Annotated in this window: 16 protein-coding genes; 5 read left to right on the top strand and 11 right to left on the bottom strand. The window is 47.4% G+C overall.

What is annotated here, in order from left to right; genetic code table 11:
- Nucleotides 1–11 precede the first annotated feature (11 nt).
- Together deoC and ABH897_RS21445 are read right to left on the bottom strand one after the other, a co-directional pair.
- Entirely contained in the window at nt 12–674 is a 663-nt protein-coding gene (gene deoC / locus ABH897_RS21450; protein ID WP_404592684.1) for a deoxyribose-phosphate aldolase, read from the bottom strand.
- A gap of 312 nt (nt 675–986) precedes the next feature.
- Nucleotides 987–1,922, bottom strand: coding sequence for a DNA-binding transcriptional repressor DeoR (locus ABH897_RS21445; RefSeq protein ID WP_283653387.1), 936 nt, complete (start codon nt 1,920–1,922; stop codon nt 987–989).
- 266 nt (nt 1,923–2,188) lie between these two features.
- Here ABH897_RS21445 and ABH897_RS21440 point away from each other — a divergent pair, with 266 nt between their 5' ends.
- Nucleotides 2,189–2,602, top strand: a complete 414-nt coding sequence (locus ABH897_RS21440; RefSeq protein ID WP_283653388.1) for a chemotaxis protein CheW — start codon at nt 2,189–2,191, stop codon at nt 2,600–2,602.
- A gap of 99 nt (nt 2,603–2,701) precedes the next feature.
- Here the strand turns inward: ABH897_RS21440 and ABH897_RS21435 are convergent, their stop codons facing one another.
- The 5 genes from ABH897_RS21435 to ABH897_RS21415 all read right to left on the bottom strand — a co-directional run bounded on the left by ABH897_RS21435 (nt 2,702) and on the right by ABH897_RS21415 (nt 8,053).
- Complete coding sequence (locus ABH897_RS21435; RefSeq protein ID WP_404592683.1) at nt 2,702–3,820, bottom strand: slipin family protein; 1,119 nt, start codon at nt 3,818–3,820, stop codon at nt 2,702–2,704.
- A 361-nt stretch (nt 3,821–4,181) separates the two neighbouring features.
- On the bottom strand, nt 4,182–4,304 hold the full coding sequence (locus ABH897_RS21430) for a hypothetical protein (RefSeq protein ID WP_283653390.1): 123 nt from the start codon (nt 4,302–4,304) through the stop codon (nt 4,182–4,184).
- Between the two features lie 712 nt (nt 4,305–5,016).
- Nucleotides 5,017–6,117, bottom strand: coding sequence for a bifunctional diaminohydroxyphosphoribosylaminopyrimidine deaminase/5-amino-6-(5-phosphoribosylamino)uracil reductase RibD (ribD, locus tag ABH897_RS21425; protein WP_404592682.1), 1,101 nt, complete (start codon nt 6,115–6,117; stop codon nt 5,017–5,019).
- Nucleotides 6,114–6,878, bottom strand: a complete 765-nt coding sequence (locus ABH897_RS21420; protein ID WP_404581197.1) for a GTP cyclohydrolase II — start codon at nt 6,876–6,878, stop codon at nt 6,114–6,116. The genes ribD and ABH897_RS21420 overlap by 4 nt, the downstream gene beginning before the upstream one ends.
- A gap of 71 nt (nt 6,879–6,949) precedes the next feature.
- The gene (locus ABH897_RS21415) at nt 6,950–8,053 is read right to left on the bottom strand and encodes an FAD-dependent monooxygenase (RefSeq protein ID WP_404592681.1); all 1,104 of its coding nucleotides are present in this window, start codon (nt 8,051–8,053) and stop codon (nt 6,950–6,952) included.
- A 351-nt stretch (nt 8,054–8,404) separates the two neighbouring features.
- Here ABH897_RS21415 and ABH897_RS21410 point away from each other — a divergent pair, with 351 nt between their 5' ends.
- On the top strand, nt 8,405–8,740 hold the full coding sequence (locus ABH897_RS21410; RefSeq protein WP_069290443.1) for a winged helix-turn-helix transcriptional regulator: 336 nt from the start codon (nt 8,405–8,407) through the stop codon (nt 8,738–8,740).
- A 125-nt stretch (nt 8,741–8,865) separates the two neighbouring features.
- Here ABH897_RS21410 and ABH897_RS21405 read toward each other — a convergent pair whose 3' ends face one another.
- Entirely contained in the window at nt 8,866–9,249 is a 384-nt protein-coding gene (locus tag ABH897_RS21405) for a winged helix-turn-helix transcriptional regulator (RefSeq protein WP_404520744.1), read from the bottom strand.
- 160 nt (nt 9,250–9,409) lie between these two features.
- Here ABH897_RS21405 and ABH897_RS21400 point away from each other — a divergent pair, with 160 nt between their 5' ends.
- Nucleotides 9,410–9,928: a DJ-1/PfpI family protein gene (locus ABH897_RS21400; protein ID WP_404520743.1), complete on the top strand. Its 519-nt coding sequence runs from the start codon at nt 9,410–9,412 to the stop codon at nt 9,926–9,928.
- Nucleotides 9,929–9,964: 36 nt separating this feature from the next.
- Here ABH897_RS21400 and ABH897_RS21395 read toward each other — a convergent pair whose 3' ends face one another.
- Complete coding sequence (locus tag ABH897_RS21395) at nt 9,965–11,041, bottom strand: DUF1835 domain-containing protein (protein WP_404592680.1); 1,077 nt, start codon at nt 11,039–11,041, stop codon at nt 9,965–9,967.
- A 115-nt stretch (nt 11,042–11,156) separates the two neighbouring features.
- On the opposite strand from ABH897_RS21395, the gene ABH897_RS21390 reads away from it, so the two are divergent.
- Nucleotides 11,157–11,861 (top strand): YoaK family protein, encoded by a 705-nt coding sequence (locus tag ABH897_RS21390; protein WP_404581192.1) that lies wholly within the window; start codon nt 11,157–11,159, stop codon nt 11,859–11,861.
- Nucleotides 11,862–11,868: 7 nt separating this feature from the next.
- Here the strand turns inward: ABH897_RS21390 and ABH897_RS21385 are convergent, their stop codons facing one another.
- Together ABH897_RS21385 and ABH897_RS21380 are read right to left on the bottom strand one after the other, a co-directional pair.
- Nucleotides 11,869–13,044 carry an alanyl-tRNA editing protein gene (locus ABH897_RS21385; protein ID WP_283653396.1) on the bottom strand — a complete coding sequence of 392 codons (1,176 nt, stop codon included), beginning with the start codon at nt 13,042–13,044 and terminating at the stop codon, nt 11,869–11,871.
- Between the two features lie 22 nt (nt 13,045–13,066).
- A complete protein-coding gene (locus tag ABH897_RS21380) occupies nt 13,067–13,942 on the bottom strand; it encodes a LysR substrate-binding domain-containing protein (protein ID WP_404520741.1) in 876 nt (291 codons plus the stop codon).
- 117 nt (nt 13,943–14,059) lie between these two features.
- On the opposite strand from ABH897_RS21380, the gene ABH897_RS21375 reads away from it, so the two are divergent.
- Nucleotides 14,060–15,220, top strand: a complete 1,161-nt coding sequence (locus tag ABH897_RS21375) for an MFS transporter (protein WP_283653398.1) — start codon at nt 14,060–14,062, stop codon at nt 15,218–15,220.
- Nucleotides 15,221–15,226 lie beyond the last annotated feature (6 nt).

Below are 15,226 nucleotides of genomic sequence, written 5' to 3'. Positions count from 1 at the left end.
TTAAAATGAACTTAGTAGGAAGATGTAGACTGCTGGCCCTCGATGATTGTCACACCGGAACTTGCACCGATCCGGCTTGCGCCCGCTTCTACTAATTTCTGTACGTCTTCCAGACTGCGTACGCCGCCGGAAGCCTTAACACCAATCTCAGGTCCTACGGTTTTGCGCATCAAAGCCACATCTTCCACAGTAGCTCCGCCTGTAGAGAAGCCTGTCGAAGTTTTCACGAAATTAGCTCCTGCTTTGACCGACAGCTCGCAAACCAGTACCTTTTCTTCGTCTGTCAGCAAGCATGCTTCAATAATTACTTTTACCAGTGTACCCGCGGCTGCTTCCACGACTGCACGGATGTCCTGCTCAACGAGCTGTAAATCACGCGCTTTCAAAGCGCCTATATTAATAACCATATCAACCTCAGTCGCACCGTTAGCAATAGCATCCTTCGTTTCGAACGCTTTCGTTGCCGTCGTATTGGCTCCCAGCGGGAAACCGATAACGGTACAAATGTTCACACCTGTTCCTGCCAGTTGCTCTGCCGAGTAAGCTACCCAGGTCGGGTTCACACATACGGAAGCAAACTGATATTTCTTCGCCTCAGCGGTCAATTTTGTAATTTCATCCTTCGTCGCGTCTGCACGCAACAATGTATGGTCGATCAATCCTGCAATGTTCATTCTCTAAACGCTCCTTCATTAGAGAGATCGTATTAGGACCGATGTCCTTTACTTCTCTGTGATAAGACCATCATAGCACGGCATTGAACATATGTAAAACACATTTTGAAATTATGTTCAAGCCTGCACATAAGACGTTATCTACAGTCCACATTACCCATCTATGAACTGAACTTAAAAGTTACCTATTGCGCCACTTTGCGCCACTGCGCAGTCGGATGGTGCTTCGCTTGTACAGCACCACTCCGCCTACTCCGTTTTAACTGTTCATTTTTTAGTTTAGCTTATATTTCCTCACGCCGAACCATATGTCTACTGTAAAAGTGCCTGTGCCGTAAACTGATCCGTCACCAAAATATTCGCATACTTACCACGCAGCGATGCCCGTATGGCCTCCACTTTGCGCTGTCCTCCTGCTACGAGAATCGCCTTCTCCTTCTTGCGCAAATCAGGCAAATCAATGCCAACGGTACGACTGTTAATTTCCTGACTACATATATTGCCCTCATCATCAAAAAAACGTGAGCAAATATCGCCCTTGCCGATTTTTTGCAACAACTTCTGTTCCTCATGGTTAAAATAGCCCAATCTGAACAACAGCGCATCCTCTTTGACCGTCCCCACCGTAAACACGGCAATGTTCGCCTGCTTGCCAAGCTCAATGATACGCTGGATGTGCCGATCCTCCTCGACCATTTTCTTGACGGCGTGGCTATCAAAAATCACAGGCAACGGCAAATACCGTGCAATCGTGTGAAAGGCTTCCGCGAACAAATTCACCGTCTCCACGGCATACGTGTTGACATGCGAATGGCTTACGCCTCCTTTGAGCTGAACGACCTCGACGCCCTTCACCTGCTTTTGCTGGAGATGAAGCGCCACCGCATGCATCGTCGTTCCCCACGTCACTCCAATAATATCTGCATCTTGTACCGTTTCATGCAAATAATCGGCAGCTTTTTTGCTAATATGCTTCTTGATCTCCTGATATTCATTTAACGGCGAATAGCAGACCAGAACGGTATCCAGCCCGTATTTCTTCTTGATCTGCTCTCCGAGCTCATCCATATCCTCCATCGGATCAACAATACTGATTCTCACATATCCCTGTTCCTTGGCAGCTTGAAGCAACCGCGATACCGTGGGACGCGATACCCCGAGTCTGACTGCAATTTCTTGCTGGCTATAGTCGTTCAGATAGTATAATCTGGCTGCCTCGATACTTAGACGCTGCTTTTCATGATCCATTCTACCTCAACCCGCTTATCTTAAAATGTAGTGCCACCGGACACAACTTCAATCTCCTAAAGCATCTCATATTAGGAGAAACTGAGCGCCATGCCTTGGCCATTTGGAAGATTTAACTGCTATTTTGTGATATTCTGTGAATAGAACCTGGCTACATAGCACCTTCAACTTTATCTTTCCATTTGTTAAAACGCAATAGTTAACCCATTTTAACGTCACTTCACAACCTGTAGTAGTCTTATCTCAAATGTAAGGAGAATTGGCCTATGTCCGAATTTATTGTGTGCAAACTGGCGAGCAAAACGTTCGCTTTAAACTTTGTAGAAGTGGAAGAAGTCATGAATGCCAAGAAAGGAACACCGCTTCCTTTTTCCGAGTCATGGCATGAAGGAATGGTCACCATTCGCGGTGACGTATTTACGATCCTGAATTTGCGCAAAAAACTGCTGCTCCCTGCTTCAGGCGAGTCCTCCGAGGACAAAATGATTTTGCTCAGCCGGGCAAAAATTGCTCTGCTCGTCGATCAGGTAGAGGATACGGCTTCCGACCTGGACAGTCAGTTGAAAAGCAACGAGGAAGAGTGGCAACGCGAGCTGTTTCCTACCGTACTGGAGCATCAGGGCGCTCTCGTTCCGGTGATTGATATGGACGCTTTTCTCGCTTCGACTAAGACGAATTAAGCGTATTGATGTAAAATACCACCCAAAGCTTGAGCCGTCTCGCGCTCATCTTTTGGGTGGTATTTTGCGTTAAGGGGCGTGAAACCTACCGCTATCCCTCTATACGGTCCCCTGTCCATCCTTCATGTGAACCAGCGTGTTCAACTGTTCCAGCAGCGTATTCCCGCCAGTCAGCGAAATGGTACCAATCTTCTCGCAGATTTTTTCCAGAAACTCCAGCTCTTTGAGACGGTAGAGGGTGGCATTTTCGTCCATCAGCTTGGCGGTATTCAGCAGACTGCGAGTGGACGCCGTTTCTTCGCGCCGTGTGATGAGATTGGCTTGAGCCTTTTTCTCTGCCAGCAGCACCGTGTTCAAAATATCCTTGATATCCCCCGGCAAAATGATATCCTTCACCCCTGCCGACGTAAAAGCGACCCCATATTCGCCGCTTTGCTCATTCAGTCGGGTCAAGACATATTCCGCAATTTCCTGCTTCATTTTCAACAAATCATCCAGCTTCATCGTTCCGACATACTCACGCAGCACCAGTTGAAGCATAATGTACATTTGCTCCTCGAATGCCCGGAACTCCAGCGCCCGCAGCGGGTCAACAATGCGGTACTGACAGACGAAGTTCAGGCGCAGTGTGATTTTGTCCTCTGTCATGATTTCCTGCCCCATCAGGTCCATCTGCTGCTGACGCAAATCTATCGTTCTGATCTCCGTGTTCACCGTCGACATCCAGAAGTAATATTTACCCGGCTTCAGCTCGCCTTGCAACACGTTATCATAATACAGGAAGCCCAGCTCATAGCTTGCCACCTGAAGCGCCTTCCAGAAGCCCTGTGTCTTGGCCAAAAAGGCTTGCCCCAACGCCTTATCAATCGCAGGCTGCCGGGTATCCGCATGAACAAAACGATGCTCCTTGAGCACGTTCCAGAAGGCATATTTCCCAGCGGGCAGCAGCTCCACGAACCGATTATCCTCATAATGCAGCACATATTCATAATCCTCTACATCGACGACACTCAATTGCTCCAGCAGAACGGAATCCGTCAAAAACAAACGAATATCATGATCCGGTACAAAAAACGGTTCGGCAACATTTAAAATTTCAACCGTTTCCTGCTGAAATGTCTTCAATACGTAAGTCCCTGGGAGCAGCAGTTTGTGATAGCTTCCCTTTTTAAACAGCAGCCCGCGCTCATCCGATTTAATCGTTATTTTCTTAAACATCGTATCACTCCTAGTATTTAAAATCCTCAGCTTAAAAGTGTGCTTTTTTCTACGTGTGGCGGCTCCGCGGTCCATTTGATCTTCCGATCGCTGTTGCAGTGGAATTCCTAGGATTGATAAAACATTTAAAGGTAGGAATTCTACTGCAAAGGCGAACGCTTCGCTTCTTCAGATTCAAATGGACCGCTCCGCTGCTGCCCGCCTTAAAATCAACACATTTTTAAAATGAGGATTCTTCATTTTTATTCGTTGTAGTAGGGTTAGTGACCCTTGCAGAGCATCCCTCCGGTGTGGACGGCGGGGCCAAGCTTGAGGAAAAAGGAAGGTTCCGCCTGTTCCCGTGTTGCGAGGATGGAATTCATCAGTCCAACATCGACTGTAAACTCATATCTCCCGAAGCTTCGGAGCCTGTCAGCGCTTGCTCTCCCCGGTATCCGCTGGCCGCATAGCCACCTCCCCGATTTCTGTCATGTGGACCAGACATGGGATACTCATTAGGGTCTTTGTAGTGGTTTTTTTCGATTTTTTAAATACTCTACCATGAGTCGCGTGGAAGGCGATTGGGATTCGAACCCTAATTTGGTGGATACATCAGATTTACAGGATACCTCACCCGATCAGGCAGGCACTGCGGGACCATTTGAAATCCTCACCTCGGTAATATCTTTCTGTATCAGCCTTTATCATTATCACGCACACCCGCACTCACGAACATGGCGAAAGTATTACGACTCCATAAAAAAAGACACCTGAGAAGCACATTCGCTTCCCTCGTGTCTTTTGCCATATTGCAATATATGTAAACTTCTTCATTCCCTAAACCATTCACACCATTAGGTGTTCACCCTATGAGTTATTCATCCCAATAACCATTCACCCTAATAAACGTTAGGTATACAAAAAAGAATCCTCCAGGCTTGTAGCCCTTCAGATCCTCAATCTTTGAAGTCTTTAAGTCTTTAAGCCTTTAAGTCCTTTTGCCCTTCCCCCATTGCTCCACACCATTTCGGAAAAATGAGTTACTTTGTGGCGGGTAGTAGCGGAGCGGAGGGGTTGAATCTGGAGAAGCGTGAGCGTTCGCCTTTGCAGTGGGATTCTTACCTCTACATGTCTTATACAATCCGAAGAATCCCACTGCAACAGCGATCGGAAGATCAACCCCTTCGCGGAGCGCTTTCTCCCACCCACAACCTCACTCATTTTTCCCGCCCAAAATACCCTTCTATTTTCCAATCCACGCCAACCTGCGTTACGCTCAAATCTTGTAGCCCAACCGCATCGCTCATGGCGGACACGCCTTCTCCCCCGAGAAAGCCCGGTGCTCCACGCCCTCCAACCAGCTTTGGCGCAATATACAGCACGAGCTTGTCTGCCAGTCCTTGCTGCACGAACGAAGCGTTCACCTCGGCCCCGCCTTCCACGAACACCGAAGATACCTCCGCCGTACCCAAAATATCCAGCATTTGCGGCAGGTTGACCCGATCACTGTTTTCATCCTGTGTCGGATATACCTTTACACCCAACTGTTCCAGCTGATTCCGCTTGCCTTCATCATAAGCACGTCCTGTAAATATCCAGGTAGGTGCCTCACCATCTGTAATAACACGGGCATCCAAAGGAATGCGTAGCGTGCTGTCCAGAATAATGCGAATCGGATTCCGACCTTCTGGCAGACGAGTTGTAAGCTGCGGATTATCGTGAATGACTGTCTGTACACCGACCAGTATCCCTACATGCTCGTGACGAAGGCGATGCACATCCTCTCGTGCAACCTCGGACGTTATCCATTTGCTTTCCGAGGTTCGAGTGGCAATTTTGCCATCCAGCGTCACCGCTGATTTGATCGTGATAAAAGGACGCTTGCTCACGATATATTGGTTAAACACTTCATTCATGCGGACAGATTCCTGCTCACATACCCCAACGATGACCTCAATACCCGCATCCTTCAGGATTTGTACCCCTCTGCCCGAAACCAGCGGATTAGGGTCCAGCGCCGCAATAACGACCCGACGAATGCCAGCCTTCACAATCGCTTCCGCGCACGGGCCTGTCCGTCCATGGTGGGAACACGGCTCCAGCGTCACATAAATCGTTGCTCCCTGAGCATGTTCACCCGCCATACGCAAAGCATGAATCTCGGCATGTGGCTCGCCAGGCTTCAGATGAGCACCAATCCCGACAATGCGGCCGTTGTTCACAATGACCGAGCCAACGAGCGGATTCGGTTCCGTTTGTCCCTTGGCACTTTTGGCATTTTCCAGCGCCAGGCGCATATATTTCTCGTGAGTGGTCATAGAACCTCCCTGAAATCGAAATCCCGCAAATGGCCGGACCGTTCCACCTTCGTATTTAAATACCGTTCATTATATTGCGACACATCGCCCCACAACGGCATACGCCCTGCGACATTCATACCGGATTGCTTCAAGGCTTCCAGTTTTTTAGGGTTATTTGTAATTAAGGTTACCGGTTTTTGTCTCAGATGACGGAGCACACTAATCGCATCCGCATAATTGCGAGTATCATCTTCAAAGCCCAATTGGTGGTTGGCTTCGACGGTGTCCATACCTTCTTCCTGCAAAATGTAAGCCATCGCTTTGCTAAACAAGCCAATCCCACGGCCCTCATGGTTTGCCAGATAGAACAACGCACCCGTTCCGTGCTCCACAATCATTTTCATGGACTGGTGGAGCTGAAATCCGCAATCACAACGCTTGCTACCAAAAATATCTCCAGTATGGCAAATGCTATGCATACGAACAAGCGCATTTTCCGACTGTTGAAGATCGCCGTACACCAGTACGCTCGATTGCTGCCCCTCTGCCAAATTCAGTGTGGACAAACGCTTCACAATCGTGTCAGCGTTGGCATTTATCAAGTCCTGACGATCTTCCTCATCCCGTACAGGCAACCAGCAATACCATTGAAAAACAACCGTTTCCCCTTCCAAATTGACTGGCAGCTTAATCGGCCCAACCAAAATCGTCGAAGATTGCTCTCCGCGAATCGTTTGAATTTTATCATTAAGTAACGTAGCTACGTCTTTTTGGTTCATCTCTCTGCACCATCCTTTATATAAGCTCTATCTATCCGGAAGCCCCGGCTATTTAAAGGCTAATCGCTGATTTATATGATTTGATTTTCTGCTTGTAAAAAATATTCATGAAACGTGGATTCCATCGTAAGCTGTCGTTCCTGAAGCTCTGTGACAGTCAGCCGCCGCTCGTCTTCGAACTCCTTTAGGCCCGCTGCAGTATATCCACCCTCCTGACGCAAACGAAGAAGCTCACTCGCCAGTACATCGGCATCCTTCAAGGCTGCGTTCAAGCCAAAAGCTCCGGTAGGTGTCATGGTATGCGCCGCATCTCCAATGAGGACCAGTCCGTTCCGCGACCACGTATCACTGCGGCTGCTGAAAATATCCAACGGTACGAAGTCCTTCCACGAACGAATGTGATCATGCACGTTATGCTCCAGATCGGGAAATGCATCTGCCAACAACTGTATGAACGGTTCAAACGACTGCTTAAACAAGGCAGGAAAGCTGCCTTCATCTACGTTCCAGCCAATTTGAATATAGCCCTCAGCCTGCGAAAATAAAGACAACTGCCGCCCGTTGACCAATGCCAGACGTGTGACAGGCTCCCATCCGGCAGGTGCCATAATTTTGGCCCACAGCAGATCATAGCCGTGTCTGATATTCGTCACTGGCATTTGCGCCAGCTTGCGCATGGTCGAATAGCGACCATCTGCCCCGACAATAACAGAGCTGCGAATCGTAACCTCATCGCCGTTCTTATCGCAAGCGATCAAGCCCGTGTATCCCTGCTCGCTATCGCCTTCCAGCGCAGTCACTGTCGTGCCCGCCAAATAACGAAAGGACTCATACGTAGCCGCCTGCTTGAGCAAAGCGTCCAAAAAATGAGGCTGTGGAATATGGACCCCTACATTACCGACCGCTGGCTCAATCGTCTTCACCTGCTGCTGATGCTCCCAATATTCGATTCTCGTCGAAGCGAGGATGTAGTCCTCATGAATTTGTTCGAGCAGCTTATGCTTTTGGATCACTTGCTGACCCTCATCATTTAAAATTTCGCCGCGAAAAGCCTTTCCCGCCACGCTCTGCCGCTCAACCAATATCGTCGAAACACCTTGCTCCGCCAACAAACAGGATAACAAGGCCCCGGCTGGTCCCCCTCCAACTACGCACACTTCACATTCCAGCTTCATCTGACTTCCTCCTGCGCCTAAACCATGACCTCAACAATTAGTCCGTACCTGTTAATTTAATTGCATCGTTATAATATCAAATTTTAAGCATTTTGCAACAATCCCAAGAGCGATTTCGAATCAGCAATATATAGATCGAAGCGGTTTAGTTCGTCTATATATTGTACTTTCGAGCGTGGGGAATCGAATGATGGAAAATGCTATATATACGTCCGTATCGAATCCGACAAGTTACTTTATGTAACAAAGTATATTTATATCATTCTATTTCGTCAAGTAATAAATTTATGTAAAGTAAAATCATTTACTTTTAACAGTGGATCGTTAATAATAGGAGCATGAGGTGATCACATGAACATTCCGCAAATGTGCCCACGGTTTGAAAAAGCCATGGAGCTACTGAGCAAACGTTGGACGGTATTAATCGTGTTTCAACTAACTAACGGTCCGCAACGATTTGTCGCGATTGAGAATTCAATCCCCAATTTAAGCGGGAAGGTCCTTTCCGATCGCTTGAAGGAGCTTGAGGAAGAAGGAATCATACAACGTATGGTTTATCCAGAGAAGCCGGTTCGGATCGAATACTCCCTTACGGATAAGGGACGCGATTTAGCGCCGTTGTTTGACCATATCGGGACTTGGGCTACCCGCTGGATTGAAGTTCTGCCAGCAATTGAGCAGCAATAACCTGCGTTAAATCAACACGGACACAGACTGCTAACATGCCAAAGAACGCCTTGCGTCATGAGTACAATTGTACTCATGACGCAAGGCGTTCTATTTTTCATATGACGGATTGCCCTATGATTTACTTATATATCGCCTCGTAGCATTTCCTCGCGAATAGACTGAACCCGCTTTTTCCCCCAATCATACATCATTTCTACAATAGGTAAAATCGTCATCCCCAGCTCGGTCATTGAATATTCTACCTTTGGGGGCACCTCGGGATACACCTCTCGATGTACAATGCCGTCCTCCATCAATTCTCGCAACTGATTGGTCAGTACTTTATGAGACAGCTTCGGAAACAGCCTTTGCAAGTCACTGAACCGGTGCGGCCCTTCCACACCCAGATGCCATAAAATGACGACCTTCCACTTGCCGCTTAACACCGACAAGGTCAGTTCTTTTTCACAGTTATAGTCTCCGTTGACGATCTTCTCCCGTATTTCTTCTCTCAGCGTATCAGACATATATCGGTTAACTCCTTCTATTCCATCATGATCTTGCACCGTACTTGCACCGTAATAGTAACCTGCAGGTAACCTCCGCACTTGAAAGTGCATTCTTCACAGCCGGACGAAGCCATTCTACAATAATAGATATCGTTTCACATTCAAGGAGGAATGAAGTATGAGTAAAAAGGCTCTTTTTATTATACCCCCGGAACGCTTTAATGAAGATGAATTGTTTAAACCGAAGGAAGCGCTGGAGCAAGCAGGCGTTACCGTTACGCTGGCTAGTACCAAAACAGGTGAAATTATCGGTGACTACAACGGTAAAGCGACCGCGAATCTGGTTTTCACAGACGCTGTCCCTACTGATTATGATGTGGTCGCTGTAATCGGCGGATCGGGCACGAATGATCATCTGTGGAACAACACGGATCTCCAATCCCTGCTAAAACAAACGCATGAGCAAAAGATTCTGTTGTCCGGCATCTGTGCTGGCTCTGTAGCCGTGGCCCAAACCGGGCTGCTCTCCGGCAGAGCGGCTGCATGCTATCCGGTGGACGTGCAAAAGGATCAGCTCCAGACGTATCAAGTCGAATATGTGACTCAGCATGTGGTTGCCCATAGCGACATCATTACTGCTGATGGTCCAGACGGCGCACAGGAATTTGGCGAAGCCCTCGTTCAAGCCTTGCAATAGGTTTGAGCCGAGCCCCCCACAGAACAGGTAATACGATCAAGCATTTTCAGGCCCTTTTTTTATTGGACTTGGAGATGCTTTCTTTCTAATACTATAACGTCTCATGGCTCCTGGAACGCCTTTGATTTCCAGCATTCCCTCATAAATCAGGGCTCGAAGCCGATATTCGAAGAATTCATCTCCCATCTGCTGATCCAGGTGCCCCATAGCTTCTCCGATCACTCTTGCTGATTTGATAAAATCAGGCTGGACTTGCCGCTTGTGCAACTCATCCACCTTACTCAAAATATAGGCATCATAATCGTTTTCTTCTACATTAACGATGCTCCCATCCTTCCATATACGTAGCACCTCAGGCTTCATCGCCAGCTTACACCATTCTTCCGCCATTCGTTCTCTTTCTTCTGGTGTTAAAGAAACACCCTTGTCCTCTCGACTTAGAATAGCTTGTAGTTTGTCGGCAGGTATCTCGCCTGATCTTAGGCCTGTAGCATCCGGACGTTTAAATACGCGGCTGTAAGCATCTGCCGCATTTTTAATCCGAATATCGTTAGACATATTCCTCAGCAGGTACATGCTCAAACGAAGCCCCACCTGCTCAGGAGTATTGCTCCCCGTCCAGATCGTAATATCCGCCTGCGCTGGAATAGCAGCAAACTGCTCCAGCAACAGAAAATCATCCCTTTCAGCATCCTCATCATGCTCATCATGCTCATCATAAATATGATCTCTGAACCATTCCCGCCGTTGCCTGCGCCCCATTTCCTGCTGAAGCTGCCACAATGGGCCGATGGCATAGTTATCCCGAAAAGGAATAACCCGATGCGTATCTTCCCATCCCAGTTGTTTGAGTGCTATTTTCATACTCCCTGCAAAAGAATCGCCAATCACGATATGCACCTGCGTGCCACCCTCGTCAGGCTCCCACCATGAGTGTCTGTTTTGAGTTTCAAGCAAGTAATCATATAACTCTGACACTTGCTCATACAAATCATCTTTAGAAGCTTCGTTCCGTTTCACAGCTTCTGTCACTTGTATGATGTCTATCAGCCATAATCTTTGTTCGCCCGCAGTCATGCTGCGAATTGCCTCCACAAATCCTTTATTCTCCATGACTTTTTCTCCTTTTACACCTGTTTTTCGTGCCGCAGTGTCCAATGGAATTGTCGAATCGGAATAGTCGTGCTATGTTAAAGGAATCGACGTTGTAGCATAGGAGGCTTCTGCCGTGAATATGAAAGGCAAAATCCATTTACATCAAGTAACGTCCGAATCGTTACGACTGGGCGCCTTACTTTCTTTAGTAGGGGGGTTTCTGGACACATACACGTTTGTCGGAAGAGATGGCGTGTTCGCCAATGCACAGACAGGCAATATCGTACTGCTGGCTGTCAAAGCCATTCAGGGAAACTGGGGTCAGGCGTTAGCCCATATCCCGCCCCTGATCGCCTTTTCGCTGGGTGTTTTTGTAGCTGAGGGGATTAAGAGAAAATCTACCCACCGCCTGACACCGGACTGGGCCCGTGCCATTCTACTGCTGGAAATTTTCATTTTTTTCATCGTGGGTCTGATTCCGCAGGGGGTTCCCAATACGGTGGTGACGGTGATCGTCTCATTCGTTGCTTCCGTTCAAATGACTTCCTTCCGCAAGCTCATTGATGCGCCGTACACTTCCACCGTCAGCACCGGGAACCTCAGATCTGCCACAGAGGCGGTGTATATCGCCATTACGACCAAGGACACGAATGCTGCCATTCGCGCCATGCGTTACGGTGTCATCCTGATCACCTTTCTGGTCGGGGCTTTTCTGGGAGGATTTTTGACGTTGGCTATTGGAGATAAAGCCATCTGGGGCGCTGTAGTGGCACTCATTTTTTCTTTTATTTTATTTACGGAAAAAGAACATAAGTGGAAGCTACCCCTGAGCCACTAATCCTGCATTAGCCCTGAATAAACTGTCGCTGGGCGGTTTCAAAAAAGTTCAAAAGGTCTTCACGGGACGAGAACGCTGCCTGAGCCGATTGGTTGCTGCCGCCACCCTTACCCTGAAACGCGCCCAGATGCTCTTTAAAGTATGCTCCGCAGGCAACATGCTGTGTGCCGTTATGCGTCAGAATGATTTTGTTTTCTGCTGTTGTGGCTAATAATACAAGTAAATCATGCTCAGATGTCAGCTTGGCAGCCATTTGCTGTAATTCCTGAAAGGTTTTTTGTTCAAAAATATGAGCCAAAACTTTCCCCTGAACAGCAGAAAGCAACTCTGCTGCCTGATACGAAGTATTTTCTTCTTGCAGGATGTCCACTTCCGCCTTGAGCTGCTTGTGCTCCTGCTCCCACTTTTCAAAGCGGGTCAAAATATCCTTGCGCCCGGTATTAAACTTCGCAGACAGCACGTCCAAAATCTGAAGACTTTCGTTAAAGTCCTGAAGCGCGCGAAGGCCGCATTTAAAATGGATTCTCGCTAGCCCCTTTTGCTTCTCCCATTTCAGACATTTGATCATTCCAATTTCCCCGGTTCGGCCAACATGTGTACCGCCGCAAGCATTGTATTCAATACCTTCAATCTCGACAATGCGGATATTCTCCGTTACTTTAGGCATTTTTACAAGTGGAATGTCCTTCAATTGCTCGTTCGTCACTATATAACTTTGGATGCTACGGTTACTATAGATTTGCCGATTCACTTCCTGCTCGATGGCGGATAACTGCGCAGGTGTCAGTTCAGAACAGTTTACATCAATTGTGGCGTACTCTTGTCCCAGATGAAAGCTTTCCGTCCGCGCTCCCAGCAGCTCCCGACAAATCGCCGACAACAAATGCTGTCCACTATGCTGCTGCATATGATCAAATCTGCGCTCCCAATCCAATGTGCAAGCCACCTTCTCAGCCTCCGGCAAACGTTCGACCTGATGCCAAATATCGCCCTCTTCCAGAAAAACATCCACCACCGGAACGCCCTGAATCGTTCCCGTATCACATGGCTGACCCCCTCCATGCGGATAAAAAGCCGTTTCCTCCAGCATAACAAAATATCCGCCGTCTCTTTCCATGCTGCGTGTAATATGAGTCTCCCACTCCGTAAGGGTCGGAGAAGAGTAGTATAGTTTTGTCGTCATTCAAGGTTCCTCACTTTGGATTTCAATTTTTAAAAAACGTCTCCATTTTTTGAATAAAGGCTTTTGCGGCTGGACCTACATATTTATCTACACGATAAAACATTTCCAAATGTCGGGTAGGTGCATGCTTGATCGGAATCGCGCGAATCCCCAGTGACCCGAAGCTTTCAATCAATTGGCTCGGCTGAATCGTAGCTCCTATGCCTTCTTTCACCAGTTGAAACAGAGATGTTGCTGAGCCTGTTTCCATCAAAGGATGGATTAAAACCCCCTGATCTTCACACCAACGATCCACCAGATCACGCCCGACAAATCCTTTGGGATACATCACTAAAGAAACTTTTGCCAAGTCTTCCGGTACAATTATATCTTTGTCTGCTAAATCATGTTCTGTATTTACATACAAGCTGTGCGTTTCCGTATAAAAAGGGATGCGGTGCAAACGGTGATCCGAATGAATCCCCAAGCCTACTCCAATATCCACTTTATTATCGAGCACTTCATTGTAAATATCAATCGAGGGAATGACCTGAACCTTCGTATGAGGAAACTCCTTGTGAAAGCTGATCAGTACAGGAGTCAGTCGATAATCCAGGTCAGAGGGCAGAACCGCAACACGCAAATGACCGGTATGGAGATGGGTCAGATCAGATATGGCGTTTTTTGCATTTTCCAATTGCTGAATGACTTGTGAAGCGTAGTGCTCCAGAAGCTCGCCTGCTTCCGTCTTTACGGTTTTCTTGCCAATACGGTCGAACAAAGGGACCCCCACCTCATCCTCTAATACCCGTATTTGCTGGCTCAGCGTGGGTTGCGAAATTCCCAGCTTGTAGGCGGCCTCAGAAAAATGCAGCTCTTTGCACAATCGAAGAAAATATTGCAATTGCCGTATTTCCATAGAATCTCGCCTCCAAATCATAGTTTATAACTATTGTTTATATAGAATAAATAGTATTGATCTATTATAGAGCGAAATCTACAATGAATTCAACGTTAAAGAAAAGAGGCGTTTTGTATGCGTTTGGTGTATCTTATCCTGATTATATTTTTTATCTCCTTAAATTTAAGACCCTCCATTACGTCCGTCGGGCCTTTACTGGATATCATTCAAGCTCATTTGGGATTAAGCGGGGTGACCGCCAGTTTAATTACGGCGCTGCCTATTTTCTGTATGGGCCTCTTCTCTCTGTCATCTATCTGGCTCCAGCATCGCTTAGGCGTTGAAAGATCTTTGCTTGCAGCCATGCTGTTGATCCTCATAGCCACGTTCCTGCGCATGTTCGTTCATCATACTTCCTTCCTGCTCGCTACCGCTATATTCTCTGGAATAGGTATCGGAATCGCAGGCCCCTTGGTTGCGGGGTTTATCAAAAAATATTTTCCCGAGAAACCAGGGTTAACCGGGCTTTATTCCGTTTCCATGGTAATCGGAGCAGCCGTTGCATCCAGCTTTTCTGTGCCACTTTTCCGACAAATGGACTCTTGGCAGCACGCTCTGAGCTTCTGGAGCATTTTAGCGGTTCCCGCTGTGCTACTCCTTCTCCCCCTGCTCCAAAAAAGAGAAGTTCCTGCAAAAAACCTGCGGAGTTCGTCTTTCTCGATCAGGAATAAACGGGTACATTTATTTACTTTATTTTTTGGCTGTATGGCGGGTATTTTTTACGCTGTGACTGCTTGGTTGGCCCCCATCGCGCAAGCTGCGGGTTTAGACCATGCTCAGTCCGGTATGGTGCTTACCCTATTTACCCTGATTCAAATCCCGGTAAGCTTCTTCATCCCTCTTCTTGCCGGTAAATCAGGAAACAGAACAACATGGCTGCTTCTATGTGGTCTATCTGAATTGATCGGCATTGTCCTGTTGATGACACACTCTTCTCCTTGGGTGGCTGCTATTTTCCTGGGCATTGGAGCTGGTGGATTGTTTCCTTTAGCACTACTCATTCCAATCGAAGAAGCAGCGCATACAGAAGAAGCTACCTCATGGTCTGCAATGATGCAATTTGGAGGATATTTGCTAGGCTCTCTGGGACCTGCCTTGATCGGGCTGAGCCTCGACCTTTTTCAGACGTTTATGCCAACCTTGTTCATACTGGCTATGATCATATGTACGATGATTTTGGTGGGATTAAAGATAGGGAACAAAGATAAACGTTCGCTTTCCGATAAGAATTTATAAACTCCG

It is taken from the genome of Paenibacillus sp. RC73, from assembly GCF_044908085.1.
GTDB classification, from domain to species: domain Bacteria; phylum Bacillota; class Bacilli; order Paenibacillales; family Paenibacillaceae; genus Paenibacillus; species Paenibacillus terrae_A.
The sequence above is the reverse complement of the archived record's forward strand: the minus strand, read 5'-3'. Positions and strand labels throughout refer to the sequence as shown.